A 14,676-nucleotide genomic window follows, 5' to 3' on the forward strand; every position below is an offset into this window, starting at 1 on the left:
CACTCATTTCATCAAATGAAGGAGGGATACAAAATGAACCCTGTTTTAAAAGTAGAAAATTTACAAAAATACTATAAGACAAAAGGTGCTGTGACAAAGGCAGTGGACAATATAAGCTTTGAGGTGGAGGACGGAGAATATATCGGCATTATGGGTGCGTCCGGCAGCGGAAAGACGACACTTTTAAACTGTATATCAACCATCGATCATGCAACAGCCGGAAAGATTATTATCAGCGGACAGGATGTGACTGCACTGAATGAAGATCAGCTGGCGCATTTCCGCCGGGAGGAGCTGGGATTTATCTTTCAGAATTTTAATCTTCTGGATACTTTAAACGGAGGGGATAATATTGCCCTTGCCCTTGCAATTAATAAAACCAATCCAAGAAAGATTTCTCAGATGGTAAAAGAGGCGGCAAAAGATCTGGAGATCTCCGATATTCTGCATAAATATCCTTATGAGATGTCCGGCGGACAGCAGCAGCGGATTGCCTGCGCCCGGGCTATCGCGGCACGGCCGTCGCTGATTCTTGCCGATGAGCCTACCGGGGCACTGGATTCCAAATCAGCGGGAATGCTGCTGAAAAGTTTTAATGTTATGAATGAAAAAAGAAATGCCACCATTTTAATGGTGACACATGATGCTTATACGGCAAGCCACTGCAGGAGAATCCTGTTTATCAAAGACGGCCGCATTTTTAATGAGCTGATGAGGGGAGGCAAAAGCCGCAGGATGTTTTTTGATGAAATCATGCAGGTCATATCTTTTTTAGGAGGTGACAGAAACCATGGATTTTAGAAAACGAAAAAAGGCAGTTTCGTCAGGGCTTTTCCATCAGCTGGCGGCCAGAAATGTAAGAAAAAGTGCGAAAGATTATTTTATTTATTTTTTTACGCTGATGCTTTCTGTCTGCCTGTTTTATAGTTTTAATTCGATCAGCACCCAGTTTGCCTCTCTGGGACTGGAAGATCCCCTGAATTACCTTGCATTTTCTTCCAGTGTATTAACGGCATTCTCTGTACTGGTCTGTGTCATCATGGGAGCATTGGTGGTATATGCCAACCGATTTCTTTTGCGGCGCCGGAAAAAAGAGATGGGTATTTATGCGGTGCTCGGTATGGAAAGAAAAGATCTGAACAGGCTTTTGATGAGAGAAACATTTCGGATCGGTATTTTTTCACTGATTGCAGGGCTGTTTCTAGGTGTTTTTGCTGCCCAGATCCTGTCGCTGATCACAGCTAAAATTATCGGAATCAGCCTGGCATCCTATCATTTTATGATTTCAGTCAAAGCAATTTTGCTGAGTATTGTATTTTTTGGGATCCTGTTTTTCTTTGTTCACCGCTTCAATGTGAGGGAATTAAAGAAGATGAGTCTTCTGGATATGCTCAATGCTGACAGAAAAAACGAAACATCTTCAGAAGGGAACAGACTGTTTACGGTACTTCTGGCTGTTTTATCTGTTTTGTTTCTGCTGGGCGGATATGGTTTCCTTACTGTTATGGCAGAACGGGATGCTTTTAAAGCACTGGCACTGGGCACTCTGCTTTTGATTGCAGGAACAGTATTCTTTTTTTCTGCATTCCTTAAAATTGCAGTCCGGTTCATGAAAAAGAGAAAGAGATTTTCTTACCGGAAGCTTCATATGTTTACGGCAGGTCAGTTTTCTTCACAGTTAAGGACCGGAAGCATCTCCATTGCAATGACTTCGATCCTGCTTTACCTTTCCATGGTTTTAATTATCATCGGTCCCGGAATCGGAAAGTTTTTAACCAATGGAATCGAGAATGCAGACCCATATGATGCAACTGTATCATATGCTCCAAATGCAGATCATGCAAAGAATGCATTAAATCCAATGGAAGGACTGGTAAAAGCCGGATTCAGCGTAAAGAGTTTTTCCAATGAATACGGGTCTTTTTGGATCTATGATGCACCGGATTCTGCAGCAGGATTATTTTCAGAAGAGCAGAAGATACCTGCCGTAATAGGAATAGAAGACTATAACCGTATTCTGAAGCTGCAGAATATAGCGCCGGTCCGTCTGGGAGCAGGGGAATATGCAGTGAATTATGCGTTTCCTGCGTCAAAAAACAGCACAGATCCTAAACCGGTGAAGATCGGAAGGACTGTGCTGACTATGGCAGAGAAAGGGATTTGGCATCATGCATTGGAAAACAAAAATGCATTGATTGATGGAGGAACACTCATTGTTCCTCAGCAGCTTGTAAAAAATCTTACTCCGCAAAGGTGGTGTCTGAACCTTAACCTGTCAGAGAAGGCAAAGAACAGCGGAACTGACCTGCGTGAAAAATGGATCAGCGCTTCAGCGGATTCTTATGCCATCTGGACGAGACAGGAGGTCATGATGTCGTTGGCCTCCGATAACCTGCTGATGACCTATTTGGGAATCTACCTGGGCATTACATTTTTGATCACAGCCGGAGCAGCCCTGGCACTTCAGCAGCTGTCACGGGCTTCTGAAAATGCGAAACGGTACGGCCTTCTGAAAAAGCTTGGTGTATCCAGAAAAGACAGGAACCGTTTACTGCAAAAAGAACTGAAAATATACTTTGGCTTTCCTCTTTTTATAGCAGTATTGAACTCGGCAGCCGCCGTAACTGCAATATTCAGGAATTTCCATGGGCTGGCACCGGAAGTGATTATCTCTGTATCCGGCATCAGCACCCTGCTGGTTTTTACCGTTTATGCAGTATATTATTTTACCACCTATTTTGGTAACAAACGGATTCTTAAATTATAATAAATTAATAGCGGTTCTGGCTGCTGCACATCTTAATCTTTTCTTCTACAACAGCAGCCATTGCCTCTTTTGCTTCTTTTGTATAGATTCTCGGATCATTGGCCTCAGGATTTTCAATTAAAGTCTTTCTCAGTTCCTGAGAATACGGAATTTTTAACTCAGTTGCAATATTGACCTTACAGATTCCAAGCTCAATAGCACGTCTTACAGCGTCGCCAGGGACACCGGATGCACCGTGGAGCACAAGCGGAACAGATACTTCTGCACGGATCTCCGCCAGACGGTCAAAGTCAAGCTTTGGTTCTTCCTTATATAAACCGTGGGCAGTACCGATGGCAACAGCAAGGGAATCAATGCCTGTGCGCGCCACATAGTCGGCAGCCTGTGCAGGATTGGTGTACATGGAATCCTTTTCATCCACTACAAGATCATCCTCGCGTCCGCCGAGACGTCCGAGTTCTCCCTCTACAGTTACATCGTGGAGATGGGCGTAAGCTACGACTTTTTTAACTTTTTCTATATTTTCTTCATATGGAAGCTTGGAAGCATCAATCATGACAGATCTTGTGCCAAGGTCGATGGATTCTTTGATTCCTTCAAATTCTTCATGGTGGTCCAGGTGGAGAGCTACCGGAATGTCATATTTATTTGCAGCAGCCTCAACGATTGCCTGAAGATAATCGCGGTTTGCGTAGGAAAATGTTCCGGGTGTTCCGGCCAGTATAATCGGGGAGCGGAGTTTTGCTGACGTTTCCGCAACGACCTGGATTGTCTCTAAGTTGTGAATATTAAATGCCGGTACGGCATATCGTTTTTCCTGTGCGTCTCTTAACATATGTCTGGTTGATACCATCTTGCTCATAATCATCCTCCTAAAGCTTTTCTGCTTTTTGTCTTAGTTTAACCATCTTCATTATAAAAAAACAAGCTGTGAAAATCTTTTCAGGTTATGAAAATGTCCGGTTTTATTGTATAATAAAAACACCAAAGCTGTCAGGAGGGACAAGTTATGATAATTGAGATCAACAGCAAGATTGCAGAAAATCTTTCAAAGACTGAATTGGGTGTTGTAAATTATATTAATGATAATGAGGACAGGCTTTCAGAACTGTCCATCGTAGATATTGCGTTTGAAACATTTTCATCTCCGGCCACAGTATCCAGGGCCATCCGCAAATGCGGCATCAACGGATTCAATGAGCTTCGGTATAAATTGACGACAAAGGCTGAGAGCACGGAAGTCAAGGACTTGAATGAGATTATGAATAAATCTCTGATTGAGGCTACAACGGTGATTGAGCATATGTCCATACCGAATGTATTGAGTATTCTTCATACGATAAGAGATGCAAAAAGAGTTCTCATATTTTCCAGAGGCCCCACACATCTGGTGGCACAGGAACTGAGCATGAAGCTGCAGGTGCTGGATTATTTTGTGGTGGATGTGGAGGATCCTCAGATTATGAGGATCATGTCCAAAAATCTGCAGGAAGATGAGGTTGTAATTATTTTGTCTCTGAATGGGGAGACAAAAGAGCTGATCGATTCGGCAAGAAATGCAAAGCTTCGGGGATGCAAGGTCATTACGCTGTGCTGCAGCAGTTCCAGTGAACTTTTTGAATATTCAGATTATACGTGGCTTGGATATAAGCATTCCCACATTGCAATCAGAAACTATGAAGTAACTTCCAGGCTTCCTCTTTACATTATGTGCAGAATCCTGGTGGATTTTTTGGTAGAGAATTAACCCTTCAATAAAATGAGAAGAACACGTAAGACGCCGGATAACTTACAGGCAAAAGGGATACCGTAAACAGTATCTCCTTTGTTCAGTAAGGAATCCGGCGTTTTATTTAACATGGAATATAAAGAGCAGGAGTTCTTCACATAACATATAGTAACTGTGCAGATCATTCTTATGTCAGCGGCTCCTTTCACGGGCAAAACTGCATTTTCAGGATATGAAAAGATTTTCATGGAATACTTGTCTATAATAAGTTTTGTAAAAAAGAAATTGTATTCCATGGAGGAGCAGTATGATTTATACGTTAACTACAAATCCTGCCATCGATATGAATATTTCTACAAAAGGGATGGAACGTGCGAAAGTGAACCGTACATTTGATACGGTTTACACACCAAATGGAAAAGGTGTCAATGTAACGCTGACATTGAAACATTATGGGGTGGATTCCACGGTCACCGGATTTTTTGGAGGATTTTCGGGAAAATATATTGTAGAGGAGCTGGAAAAAAGACAGGTTTGTGTAAAACCAGTCTGGGTTGATGACACAACAAGAATCAATATATTTTTAAATGATGGAGAGGGAGAATTTAAATTTGTCAACAGCGGATCATTTGTCGGCAGAGATCAGCAGGACGAGATGCTGAATTTATTTGAAACAGCAGAAGATTTAAGCTGTCTTGTGATCAGCGGAAGTCTGCCGCCGGGAATTGAGCCAAGTTATTATGAAAGTATTTTGTCCATCTGCCAAAAGAGGGGAATCGATGTGGTGCTTGACATCAGTTCGCCGAAACTGAAGGACTTATTAAAATACAGGCCTCTGCTGATCAAACCTAATGATGAAGAGATCGAAGAGATTTTCGGAATCAAGATCAGAAATGAAGAAGATATTCTCCATGTACTGTCCTTTTTAAAGGAACAGGGGGCCAGGAATGTACTGCTGACTCTTGGAAGCAAGGGGGCATATTTCAGCAACGGAGAAGATGTCTATTACTCATCTTCCCAGCCGGTTAAGTTATTAAGCTCAGCGTGTGCGGGAGATGCCGCACTGGCAAGCTTTTTAAGCCTTTGGCTCGGTCATCCGGAAAATGTCGAGGATGCATTAAAGCGTTCGGCTGCCACAGGGGCAAACGTGGCGGAGAGCAACGCACTCGGTGATTTTGCCAAAGTAGATACTTACTTTCACAATATCAAAATAAGAAAGGTGGAGAAATGATATGAAAAAACTATTAGGTGTTACAGGCTGCCCAACCGGAATCGCCCATACTTACATGGCGGAGGAAGCTTTAAAAGAAGCAGCGGAAAAACTGGGAGCTGAAATGAAGGTTGAGACCAACGGAGCTGTTGGTGTCGAGAATGAATTGACTGCTGAAGATATTGCTGAATGTGACGGAATTATTGTAGCTTGTGATAAAAATGTAGATATGGACCGTTTTAACGGAAAACCTGTCATTGAAGTTCCGGTATCGGACGGGATCAGCAAGGCAGAAGAACTGGTGCAGAAGATGCTGGACGGAAACGTAGCTGTAAGAGGCGGAGAAGTAAAAGCAGCCGGCACAGAGAGCAAGGCAGAGGAAGGAAAGGATTCCATCGGACATCAGATTTATAAACATTTGATGAATGGTGTGTCTCATATGCTTCCGTTCGTTGTAGCCGGAGGTGTCTTAACAGCTATTTCTTTCTTATGGGGAATTTATTCCTTCGATCCGAACTCTGACCAGTATAATGTAATTGCCGCTACGATTAAGACAGTCGGCGGTACATCCATGGGAATGATGGTTCCGGTTCTTGCGGCATTTATCGCCCAGTCCATCGGTGACCGTCCGGGTATGATCGCAGGTTTTGTAGGCGGTATGATTGCCAACAATACAGGATCAGGATTCATCGGAGCCATTATCGCAGGTTTCTTTGCAGGATACTTATGTAAATTTGTTGTCAATGCTTTAAAAGGACTGCCAAGACAGTTTGAAGGGTTAAAATCAATCTTTTTTATTCCGATCATCACAGTGGCAGTTGTAGGTATTTTGATGCAGGTAACGGCAGGACCGGTTTCAGGCATCAACAAGGGAATGATGGATTTCCTGGCAGGACTTCAGAACTCCAGCCCGATTATTCTTGGACTTGCAGTAGGATGTATGTCTGCATTTGACATGGGAGGCCCGGTCAACAAAGCTGCATATGTAACAGGAACAACACTTTTAGCACAGGGTAACTTTTACTTTATGGCAGGTGTATCTGCAGCATGTATCACACCTCCGCTTATTATCGCACTCGCAGCAACTTTTGCACCAAAGAAATTTACAAAGGCTGACCGTGCAGCAGGGCTGGTAAACTATGTACTGGGATGCACACATATCACAGAAGGTGCGATTCCGTTTGCGGCAAAAGATCCGGTAAGAGTACTGCCGATCCTGATGGCAGGTTCTTCAATCTCAGCTATTCTTTCATATGTAATGAAAGTCCAGGTGCCTGCACCTCACGGCGGATTTTTGATTCTTCCGTTAGTACATCCGGCTGTAACATGGGTATTATGTATCTTGGCAGGATCTGTTGTAGGAGCGGTACTTTATGTTCTCACTGCAAAGGATGTAGAACAGAAATAATAGTATAAGAAAGGTTGGTAACTTTTATGGAAATTATGGAATTATTTGATGAATCAACAATAAAGCTTGACTTACAGGGTGAGACAAAAGACCAGATTATTGAAGAAATGGTAACACTTTTGGATGAAGGCGGAGTACTCGCTGACAAAGAAGAGTATAAAAAAGCCATCTATGCAAGAGAAGAGCAGTCCTCCACGGGACTTGGATTTGATATTGCAATTCCGCATGCAAAGACTGCGGCAGTGAAAACTGCAAGAGTAGCCTTTGGAAAGTCAGACAAAGGATTTGATTTTGGGGCTGAAGACGGTACAAAAGCTCACCTGATTTTCATGATTGCGGCAACCGACACAGACAGCAACTTGCATCTGCAGGCGCTGGCAACACTTTCAAGAAATCTGATCAAAGCAGATTTCAGAGCAAAACTTCTGGCAGCCAATACTGCAGGGGAAGTTATGGATGTTTTGAAAAATTTATAGTGGCAGATATCTGCATAAAGAAAAGCGGCGGAATTTACTTCTGCCGCTTTTAAAATACTTTTATCGGTTTACACTTAATTTATAAGACTTGGTCTGATAAGTATTGTTTTTTGCGTTAGGATCTTTTACTGTAGTTATTTGCATGTTTTTTTTTATAATGATCCGTTCAGCCCTTTGAGTGTCTTTAATTAAATGAAAATAATCAGCAATTCCCAGGGCATCCTTTTCAGCAATTTTTTGGATTTTTTCATCAGAAGAAAAATATAATTTAAATTCATCGATGTTGTCCATATATCCGTGTTCAATAATAACAGCTAAAATACTTTCATTAATTCCTCCTTTTACGACTGCATAATAGTCACTTAATCTGCCATTGCTGTAAGTTTCTCCGGCCTCAGAAAATCGGCGCAGCAAACCCCTGTTTTTTAATCCAAGCTCACGGATGCGGTTTAATATGTTTGCACCTAACTGCTCTTCCTTTTGTGCCAAATTTTTTTTATCATTTCCGCTGGCAGTCAAAACATAGGCACCGTCTTCCGTATCAACAATGCTGCCTTTGGCATTATGATGAATGCTTATCAATACGTCTGCCTGATCTTTTTTTGCTTTTTTCACACGTTTCTTCAAAGATATATTCTTGTCTGTCTCACGTGTCATATAAACAGCAACTCCCTGATATTTTTCCAGCGCTCTCTTTAAATATAAAGAAAGTTTCAGATTTAAGGTTTTTTCATAGGTTACTGTCTGATCTGCTGTAATCTGGGCACCTGTATCCTCGCCGCCGTGTCCGGGATCGATTTCTATTATCATTCTCTCATCCTTATCCTTGTCCGGGGGTGTCATCACTGTTTCTTTGAGGGCTGTCCTCTTGCCTGTATCACGGGACAGATTAATTTTTCCTGTATAAAACACACATAGGAGGATACAAACAGCCAAAATAAATGTTTTCAATTTTTTCATAAGCAGTCTCTATGATTCATCTGTCAGAAATTCATTGTATGTTCTGATTTCCTTTGTTGAGCCGCTGAAAGATGCTCCGCGATAAAAACAATCAGCCAGATAATCAGCCTGTCCCTTTGGATTGTCACTCTTATCATCTGCTTTATATTTAAATATAAGAATGTAATCATAGGTCCCGTTAGATGCAATAATCATATATTGCCCTATTGATTTATCGCTGTTTAAATAGCCGCCGTAAATTTTTCTGCAGAATGCACCTGATTTTTTAATGCCCTCCTTCGGAAACTTAAAATAAAAATGAGAAAACTCATCTTCATAATCAGCCGCCAGATTTTTAACTTCCTGTTTCGCAGATCCGGCCGTTGCCTTTTGAGAAAATACGGTATATTCAGTTACCCCGTCATCAGCAGAAAAAACATATTTTCCATTTTTATCACTGCTTACGTGATTGAAGAAATTTTGCGGGTATACGAAACTATATCCCCCGCTGTTGCTGCAGGTTATCTTTTTATATACGTCAATATTTAAACACTTGCTGTAATCGTTGATGCTGCCGGCATCTACGGCAATGCCGCCAGTAGTGTTATCTTTACTCTCACTTGCTGTCGTTGACTTCAGTGTATTTTTTTCTGCTGCCGCAGTCTTTTCTTCCTCTGTAGCTGTTGTTTTTGCTGTTATATTATCAGCGGCCGGTGTACTTGGTGTCTGTTCTTTATTCGCAGACACGTAACAAACAACATTTAAAACAATGGATAAAGCGACTGCTATGCTTAAACCAAGAATGATTTTTTTTTCTTTTTGCCTCATATCTATTCCCATCTCTTTCTCAAATGTATCATTACACAGCTATTTTCCAGGTTCCATCTGCATACACCATATAAAAATCTTCATCAATGGAGAAGGTATCCTTTGCAGATTGTCCCCAAAAATCATTTGTATAAGTATATTCGCAGCTTGCATTAAATGAAATATACGGATCCTTAAAGCTCCTTGACGGGCTTTCAATAATATCGCCGGTTTTGGGCTGTGTCACGATGTCTGCTTTGGAGTTCTTGGTTCCTCCGGAAACAGTATAATAAGCAATGAAGCTTTCTGCATCTTCTCTTGAGTAAAAATAATCCTGGATTTCATCAGCAGAAACACTCTGTTTCCCAAGATAGCCGGCCCAGTCTTTTAAAAACTTTACCATAGTGTTTTTTGCTGCCTGAACCTGCGTATCGCTGTATTTAAGAGAGAGTCCATTTAAAGAATCCGTGTTTAACTCATAAGTATCTTTTGATAAGAATCCATTCTTGTCCTCATAGGTTACAGTATGATTTCCTTCTAATACTTCAATAGAATAATATTTTTGATCTTCCTCTTCTTTCAGGTAAATATCTTTGATCTTAGTTCCGTCTATAGAAACCGGACACTGTTTTATATATGGAATTTCTATCTGGACAGTATCAACCTTTAAGCCGGCCAATTCCCACTGGTCAAAGAAAAAATATCTTTTTTTATTTAATTTTTGAAAGCTGCAGTAGTAATCAGACCCAAAATAAACCTGTTTTTCTACGGAATCTGTATCATTACTGCTGTTGATTTCTCCCAGTTCACCGGTTACATCTTCCATCACTTTTTCATAAGATGCTTTTGTAATAAACTCTGTTCCCGTGATATTGGTCATATCATAAATTTTATCCCACTGCCGATTGTTGTAATACCTGCGATATTGCTCTGCTGTTTTTTCGGCGGTACTGAACTTGCTTCCTTGTATGTAAAAAAATCCAGTACTGATACATAAAACAAGAATAAGAATACCGATGATGGTTTTACCTTTTTTTGAGAATCCTTCCCCTGTCTTTTTTGTTTTTGCCTGTTTTACTTTTGTTTCTTTCCCTATATGTAATGAAGAGCCGCACTCTTCACAAAAATTTCCGTCGGGTACATCTTTTCCGCAATTTGGACAAATCATAATTTCATCATCTCCTCTATAATCCCATAAACATATTTCTTCCGTAGCTGTTTACCATATTGGCAAGAGATGTTTTAAGAACGATATATAAAACAAGACTCACAACAATAAATGCTATCGCAAGAATATACATAGTTTTTTCTCTGTCTGTGCCGTTCACTTCATCAACCGCTTTTCCCATTAAAAAAGAAGAAGCAACTCTCCCGCTGATGAAAACAAGGATTCCTAATCCCGGATTTAAAAGCAGACAGATGGTACACAGTACTAAAAATATAACATTAATTGGGGCGGCCGCTGCTGGAACAGTCATAAAGCCGGCATAGGATGCGCTGCTTTTGCATATCAATTTTTCTAATGACCACAGCACAAGGGTTGTCACTGCGTTTATTCCTATGACAAACAAAAGCGAATAGATAAATATTTTGGGATAAGAGATCATCTGACGTCCAAAATATGATGATCCTATGGTGGATGATACAAATATCATCAGGCAGATTCCGGTAATCATACCTTCACCCAGCCATGTTGCTGCACTCTCCTTCAGCGAAAACGATGCAGTTATCTGTTTCGCACCGGAGGCAGGTTTTGATAATACTTTTTTTATTCCGTTTGAAATTTTATTTTTATCAATATCTTTAAAGAAACTCGATTCATCTTCTTTGATCTGACAACTGCAAACCTCCCCTTCTTCTAACTTTTTTCCGCAAAACTTACAGTATTTCATAATTTATTTCCTCCCTTTTCCTTATGAACTGTATTATTATACCAAAAATTGACTATAATTTCAATTAGGTAAGGCCCTATCTCTCACTTTATGGAGAAATTGTCCGCATTGTACGCCAAATGCCATTAAAAAAAGGCTTCACACAAAATTGTCTTTGCATGAAACCTTTTTTAGTGTGATCCTTTGGTGGTACCTTCTGTTTAGCCGTCATCCTTATCTGGCAGACACTACGTCCATGTTCCGCATGATTGGAGTGAGGCATTCTAAGAGCCGAACGGAAATCATGCAGAACATGTTACACTAAGATAACTTCCGTTAATTCGCTCAATGTTTTATAAGCCGCAGACGGCAGATCCTTATCGGTTATAAAATAGTCAATATCCTTCCAGTTCGCATACTGCACCAAAGAGCAGATGTGGGCTTTGGAACTGTCAGAGATCACTACAATGATCTTGGACTGCGGGATGATGGCCTGTTTGATCTGAGCATCTGTAAACTCAGACACTGCCGGGCCATTGTGCTGTTCAAAGCCGCTGGTTCCAAGAAATGAGATATCCACCTTTATCGTGTTGATAAAATTGGTGGTCTGAAAGCCTTCTGTGGACATATTGTTTGGATTCAGCTGGCCGCCGGTTAAGATAGTCACGTTGTTTCCATTATTCAAATGGTAGGTCGTGTTGATGGAATTGGTGACAATCGTATATCCTGATTTTTGGCTTAAAAGCTGTGCCATACACTGCATGGTGCTTCCGGCATCCAGATAGATGACGCCCTGTTCCGGAATCAGCTCCAGGCCTTTTTCACATAGGGCATATTTTATGGAACTGTTTTCACTGACCCGTGTCTCAATAGGGATCGGACGGAAGCTTGAAACCAGAGTGGCACCGCCGTGGCTGCGCTCGATAGCTCCGATCTCCTGAAGATGAGTCAGATCTCTTCGGATGGTTTCTTTTGTTACCTCAAATTTATCTGCCAGATCGCCGATCTTTGCACTTCCTGTGCTGTTTATATATTCAACGATTTCCTTCTGCCGTTCTTTTGCAAGCAGTTTTCCCATGATCGTTCCTCCTTCATATTGATAAATATATCATAACAGAAATTATCAGTGAATTCAAATGTGAACACACACAAACAAAAATAAAACAACAAAAGTAAACATTTTTTGTGGAGAAGCATTGACATACAGAGTAAAAAATCATATAATTCACATATAAACAAAAATAAACGGACATAAAACCAAGAAAAGCAAGTATTAAGAGGTAGATCATGAAAAATTGGAAGGAATATGTATTTGATGTCAATGGTTTTCAAGTAAATACAATCTATAATGAGGAAACCATAGAAAAAATTTTCTTGCCTTTGCTTAAAAATCTGACCGAAATGCAGAAGAAAAAGAACCGGAGACTGATTGTTTTTCTGGCAGCTCCTCCTGCGGTGGGCAAGACAACACTGTCAAAGTTCCTGGAGTATCTGGCTGTACAGAACGAAGAACTGACAGAGATACAGGCGATTGGTTTAGATGGTTTCCATTATCATTCAGATTACATTAATACTCACAATGCAGTGGTGATGGGAAAAGAAGTTCCGATGAAGAATGTCAAAGGATGTCCGGAAACCTACGATACGGAAAAACTCGGGACAAAATTCCAAAAGATAAAAGATGAAGATATTTTATGGCCTGTATATGACAGAACGATCCACGATGTGGTGGAAGACGTGGAAAAGATTACAAAGGACATTATTTTGATCGAAGGGAACTGGCTGCTCTTAGATGAAGAGCCATGGAAATCCATGAAGGATACAGCAGATTATACAATTCTGATCCGCTCGGAGGAAGAGACGTTAAAAGAACGGCTGATCGGAAGAAAGATGAAGGGCGGCCTTACGAGAGAAGAGGCAGAGGATTGGTACATAAACAGTGACAGCGTAAACGTCAGAAGAGTTCTGCAGACATCGATGGACGGGGACTATATATTAAAAGTCGAAGCAGATAATGATTATATTGTATTATAGGAGGATCAGAGATGAAATCAACAGCAGCAGTTTTGGCAGCCAAAAATCAGGTTTATGTGAAGGAAGTGGAGCTTCCGGAGATCGGGGAAGAGGAACTTTTGGTGAAGGTGGTATCCAACAGTATTTGTCTTTCAACATATAAAGCGGCTTTAAGGGGAGGGGAACATAAAAGAGTACCCGACGATTTAAGCCCGGAACATCCGACGATCACCGGCCATGAATTCGGCGGATATATTGTAGAAGTCGGAGAAAAATTAAAGGACCGTTTTAAGCCGGGAGAAAAATTTGTTCTCCAGCCTGCCATGGGGCTTCCAAGCGGATATTCTGCAGGATACAGCTATGAGTATTACGGAGGAAATGCTACATACTGCATTATACCTAAAGTTTCCATTGATGTTGGATGTGTACTTCCGTATGAAGGAGATTATTTTGCAAATGCGTCTCTGGCTGAGCCTATGTCATGCATCATTGGGGCATTTCATGCTACCTACCACACAACACCGTATGTCTACGAGCACAAAATGGGCCTGAAGGACGGAGGAAGCGTAGCTCTCTTAGGATGTGCAGGGCCAATGGGCATCGGAGCTATTGATTACGCGCTGAACGGGCCATATCATTCAAAACGTATCGTAGTTACAGATATTAATGAAGAAAGGCTTCAGAGGGCAAAATCCCTGATTACACCAGAAGATGCTGCTTCAAAAGGCGTTGAACTGATTTATGTAAATACAGCAGGGAAAGAAAATGCGGTAGAAGAACTCAAAGAATTAAACGGCGGGAAAGGATTTGATGAGGTCTTTGTATTTGCACCGGTGGAATCACTGATCGAGATGGGAGATGATCTTCTCGGAAATGACGGCTGCCTGAACTTTTTTGCAGGGCCGACCGACAACAACTTTAAAGCAAAATATAACTTCTATAATGTGCACTATGAGGGGACACATATCTGCGGAACATCAGGAGGTGCGCCGGCTGATATGATCGAATCTCTGGAACTGTCTGCAGCCGGAAAGATCAATCCATCCTATATGGTTACCCACATTGGAGGCATCAACGCTGCACCGGATACAATTCTGAATCTTCCGAAGATTCCAGGCGGCAAAAAGCTGATTTATCCTCATATTGAGATGGAACTGACCGCGATAGAAGATTTTGCAAAGCTTGGGGAAGATAATGAGATGTTTGCACAGCTGGCAAAGATCTGCGGAGCAAACAATAATGTCTGGTGCAGAGAGGCAGAAGAATATCTGCTGAATACACTGGCACCGGAAGAATAAATATTTCATATGATTGCAGTTTCCCGGCAGATATGGTAAGATGCCGGGGAAAGAAAAAATGAATCTCTCTCTGAGACCATGATTCGGAAGGCGATTTTTGGCGATAAGGTTTTCTTCACTGTCGGAAGGAGGCCTTTCCAGAGTCGACTGGAGATAGT

Annotated in this window: 14 protein-coding genes; 8 read left to right on the plus strand and 6 right to left on the minus strand. The window is 41.3% G+C overall.

The genetic code is table 11. The features are described 5' to 3' along the window. Positions 1-33: 33 nt before the first annotated feature. Positions 34-801 (plus strand): ABC transporter ATP-binding protein, encoded by a 768-nt coding sequence (locus tag KH180_RS12565; protein ID WP_290760870.1) that lies wholly within the window; start codon positions 34-36, stop codon positions 799-801. Then, positions 791-2,767, plus strand: a complete 1,977-nt coding sequence (locus tag KH180_RS12570; protein WP_290760872.1) for an ABC transporter permease — start codon at positions 791-793, stop codon at positions 2,765-2,767. The genes KH180_RS12565 and KH180_RS12570 overlap by 11 nt, the downstream gene beginning before the upstream one ends. A 4-nt stretch (positions 2,768-2,771) precedes the next feature. On the opposite strand, the gene KH180_RS12575 is transcribed toward KH180_RS12570, so the two are convergent. Beyond that, positions 2,772-3,629, minus strand: coding sequence for a tagatose bisphosphate family class II aldolase (locus KH180_RS12575; protein WP_290760876.1), 858 nt, complete (start codon positions 3,627-3,629; stop codon positions 2,772-2,774). Positions 3,630-3,776: 147 nt separating this feature from the next. On the opposite strand from KH180_RS12575, the gene KH180_RS12580 reads away from it, so the two are divergent. From KH180_RS12580 to KH180_RS12595, 4 genes are all read left to right on the plus strand, one after another. Next, entirely contained in the window at positions 3,777-4,514 is a 738-nt protein-coding gene (locus tag KH180_RS12580) for a MurR/RpiR family transcriptional regulator (RefSeq protein ID WP_290760878.1), read from the plus strand. Positions 4,515-4,803: 289 nt separating this feature from the next. Continuing rightward, a complete protein-coding gene (locus KH180_RS12585; RefSeq protein WP_290760879.1) occupies positions 4,804-5,727 on the plus strand; it encodes a 1-phosphofructokinase family hexose kinase in 924 nt (307 codons plus the stop codon). Position 5,728: 1 nt separating this feature from the next. Further along, positions 5,729-7,114 (plus strand): PTS fructose transporter subunit IIC, encoded by a 1,386-nt coding sequence (locus KH180_RS12590; protein ID WP_290760880.1) that lies wholly within the window; start codon positions 5,729-5,731, stop codon positions 7,112-7,114. A gap of 26 nt (positions 7,115-7,140) precedes the next feature. Further along, positions 7,141-7,590 carry a PTS sugar transporter subunit IIA gene (locus tag KH180_RS12595; protein WP_290760881.1) on the plus strand — a complete coding sequence of 150 codons (450 nt, stop codon included), beginning with the start codon at positions 7,141-7,143 and terminating at the stop codon, positions 7,588-7,590. A 60-nt stretch (positions 7,591-7,650) separates the two neighbouring features. Here the strand turns inward: KH180_RS12595 and KH180_RS12600 are convergent, their stop codons facing one another. The 5 genes from KH180_RS12600 to KH180_RS12620 all read right to left on the minus strand — a co-directional run bounded on the left by KH180_RS12600 (position 7,651) and on the right by KH180_RS12620 (position 12,285). Then, positions 7,651-8,550: an N-acetylmuramoyl-L-alanine amidase family protein gene (locus tag KH180_RS12600; protein WP_290760882.1), complete on the minus strand. Its 900-nt coding sequence runs from the start codon at positions 8,548-8,550 to the stop codon at positions 7,651-7,653. A gap of 9 nt (positions 8,551-8,559) precedes the next feature. Continuing rightward, a complete protein-coding gene (locus KH180_RS12605) occupies positions 8,560-9,357 on the minus strand; it encodes a hypothetical protein (protein WP_290760883.1) in 798 nt (265 codons plus the stop codon). A gap of 31 nt (positions 9,358-9,388) precedes the next feature. Further along, positions 9,389-10,504, minus strand: a complete 1,116-nt coding sequence (locus KH180_RS12610; RefSeq protein ID WP_290760884.1) for a zinc ribbon domain-containing protein — start codon at positions 10,502-10,504, stop codon at positions 9,389-9,391. A gap of 16 nt (positions 10,505-10,520) precedes the next feature. Beyond that, positions 10,521-11,228 carry a hypothetical protein gene (locus KH180_RS12615; RefSeq protein ID WP_290760885.1) on the minus strand — a complete coding sequence of 236 codons (708 nt, stop codon included), beginning with the start codon at positions 11,226-11,228 and terminating at the stop codon, positions 10,521-10,523. Between the two features lie 295 nt (positions 11,229-11,523). Beyond that, the gene (locus KH180_RS12620; protein ID WP_290760886.1) at positions 11,524-12,285 is read right to left on the minus strand and encodes a DeoR/GlpR family DNA-binding transcription regulator; all 762 of its coding nucleotides are present in this window, start codon (positions 12,283-12,285) and stop codon (positions 11,524-11,526) included. A gap of 209 nt (positions 12,286-12,494) precedes the next feature. On the opposite strand from KH180_RS12620, the gene KH180_RS12625 reads away from it, so the two are divergent. Both KH180_RS12625 and KH180_RS12630 read left to right on the plus strand, forming a co-directional pair. Continuing rightward, complete coding sequence (locus KH180_RS12625; protein WP_290760887.1) at positions 12,495-13,241, plus strand: nucleoside/nucleotide kinase family protein; 747 nt, start codon at positions 12,495-12,497, stop codon at positions 13,239-13,241. Between the two features lie 11 nt (positions 13,242-13,252). Then, positions 13,253-14,518, plus strand: a complete 1,266-nt coding sequence (locus tag KH180_RS12630) for a zinc-binding dehydrogenase (protein ID WP_290760888.1) — start codon at positions 13,253-13,255, stop codon at positions 14,516-14,518. Positions 14,519-14,676: the final 158 nt, after the last annotated feature.

Source organism: Anaerostipes sp., assembly GCF_018381315.1.
GTDB lineage: Bacteria > Bacillota > Clostridia > Lachnospirales > Lachnospiraceae > Anaerostipes.

What these genes read in the sequence shown, in the direction of transcription:
- KH180_RS12565 (WP_290760870.1), top strand. Translation starts at nt 34, where the DNA reads ATGAACCCTGTTTTAAAAGTAGAAAATTTACAAAAATACTATAAGACA.
- KH180_RS12570 (WP_290760872.1), top strand. Translation starts at nt 791, where the DNA reads ATGGATTTTAGAAAACGAAAAAAGGCAGTTTCGTCAGGGCTTTTCCAT.
- KH180_RS12575 (WP_290760876.1), bottom strand. Translation starts at nt 3,629, where the DNA reads ATGAGCAAGATGGTATCAACCAGACATATGTTAAGAGACGCACAGGAA.
- KH180_RS12580 (WP_290760878.1), top strand. Translation starts at nt 3,777, where the DNA reads ATGATAATTGAGATCAACAGCAAGATTGCAGAAAATCTTTCAAAGACT.
- KH180_RS12585 (WP_290760879.1), top strand. Translation starts at nt 4,804, where the DNA reads ATGATTTATACGTTAACTACAAATCCTGCCATCGATATGAATATTTCT.
- KH180_RS12590 (WP_290760880.1), top strand. Translation starts at nt 5,729, where the DNA reads ATGAAAAAACTATTAGGTGTTACAGGCTGCCCAACCGGAATCGCCCAT.
- KH180_RS12595 (WP_290760881.1), top strand. Translation starts at nt 7,141, where the DNA reads ATGGAAATTATGGAATTATTTGATGAATCAACAATAAAGCTTGACTTA.
- KH180_RS12600 (WP_290760882.1), bottom strand. Translation starts at nt 8,550, where the DNA reads ATGAAAAAATTGAAAACATTTATTTTGGCTGTTTGTATCCTCCTATGT.
- KH180_RS12605 (WP_290760883.1), bottom strand. Translation starts at nt 9,357, where the DNA reads ATGAGGCAAAAAGAAAAAAAAATCATTCTTGGTTTAAGCATAGCAGTC.
- KH180_RS12610 (WP_290760884.1), bottom strand. Translation starts at nt 10,504, where the DNA reads ATGATTTGTCCAAATTGCGGAAAAGATGTACCCGACGGAAATTTTTGT.
- KH180_RS12615 (WP_290760885.1), bottom strand. Translation starts at nt 11,228, where the DNA reads ATGAAATACTGTAAGTTTTGCGGAAAAAAGTTAGAAGAAGGGGAGGTT.
- KH180_RS12620 (WP_290760886.1), bottom strand. Translation starts at nt 12,285, where the DNA reads ATGGGAAAACTGCTTGCAAAAGAACGGCAGAAGGAAATCGTTGAATAT.
- KH180_RS12625 (WP_290760887.1), top strand. Translation starts at nt 12,495, where the DNA reads ATGAAAAATTGGAAGGAATATGTATTTGATGTCAATGGTTTTCAAGTA.
- KH180_RS12630 (WP_290760888.1), top strand. Translation starts at nt 13,253, where the DNA reads ATGAAATCAACAGCAGCAGTTTTGGCAGCCAAAAATCAGGTTTATGTG.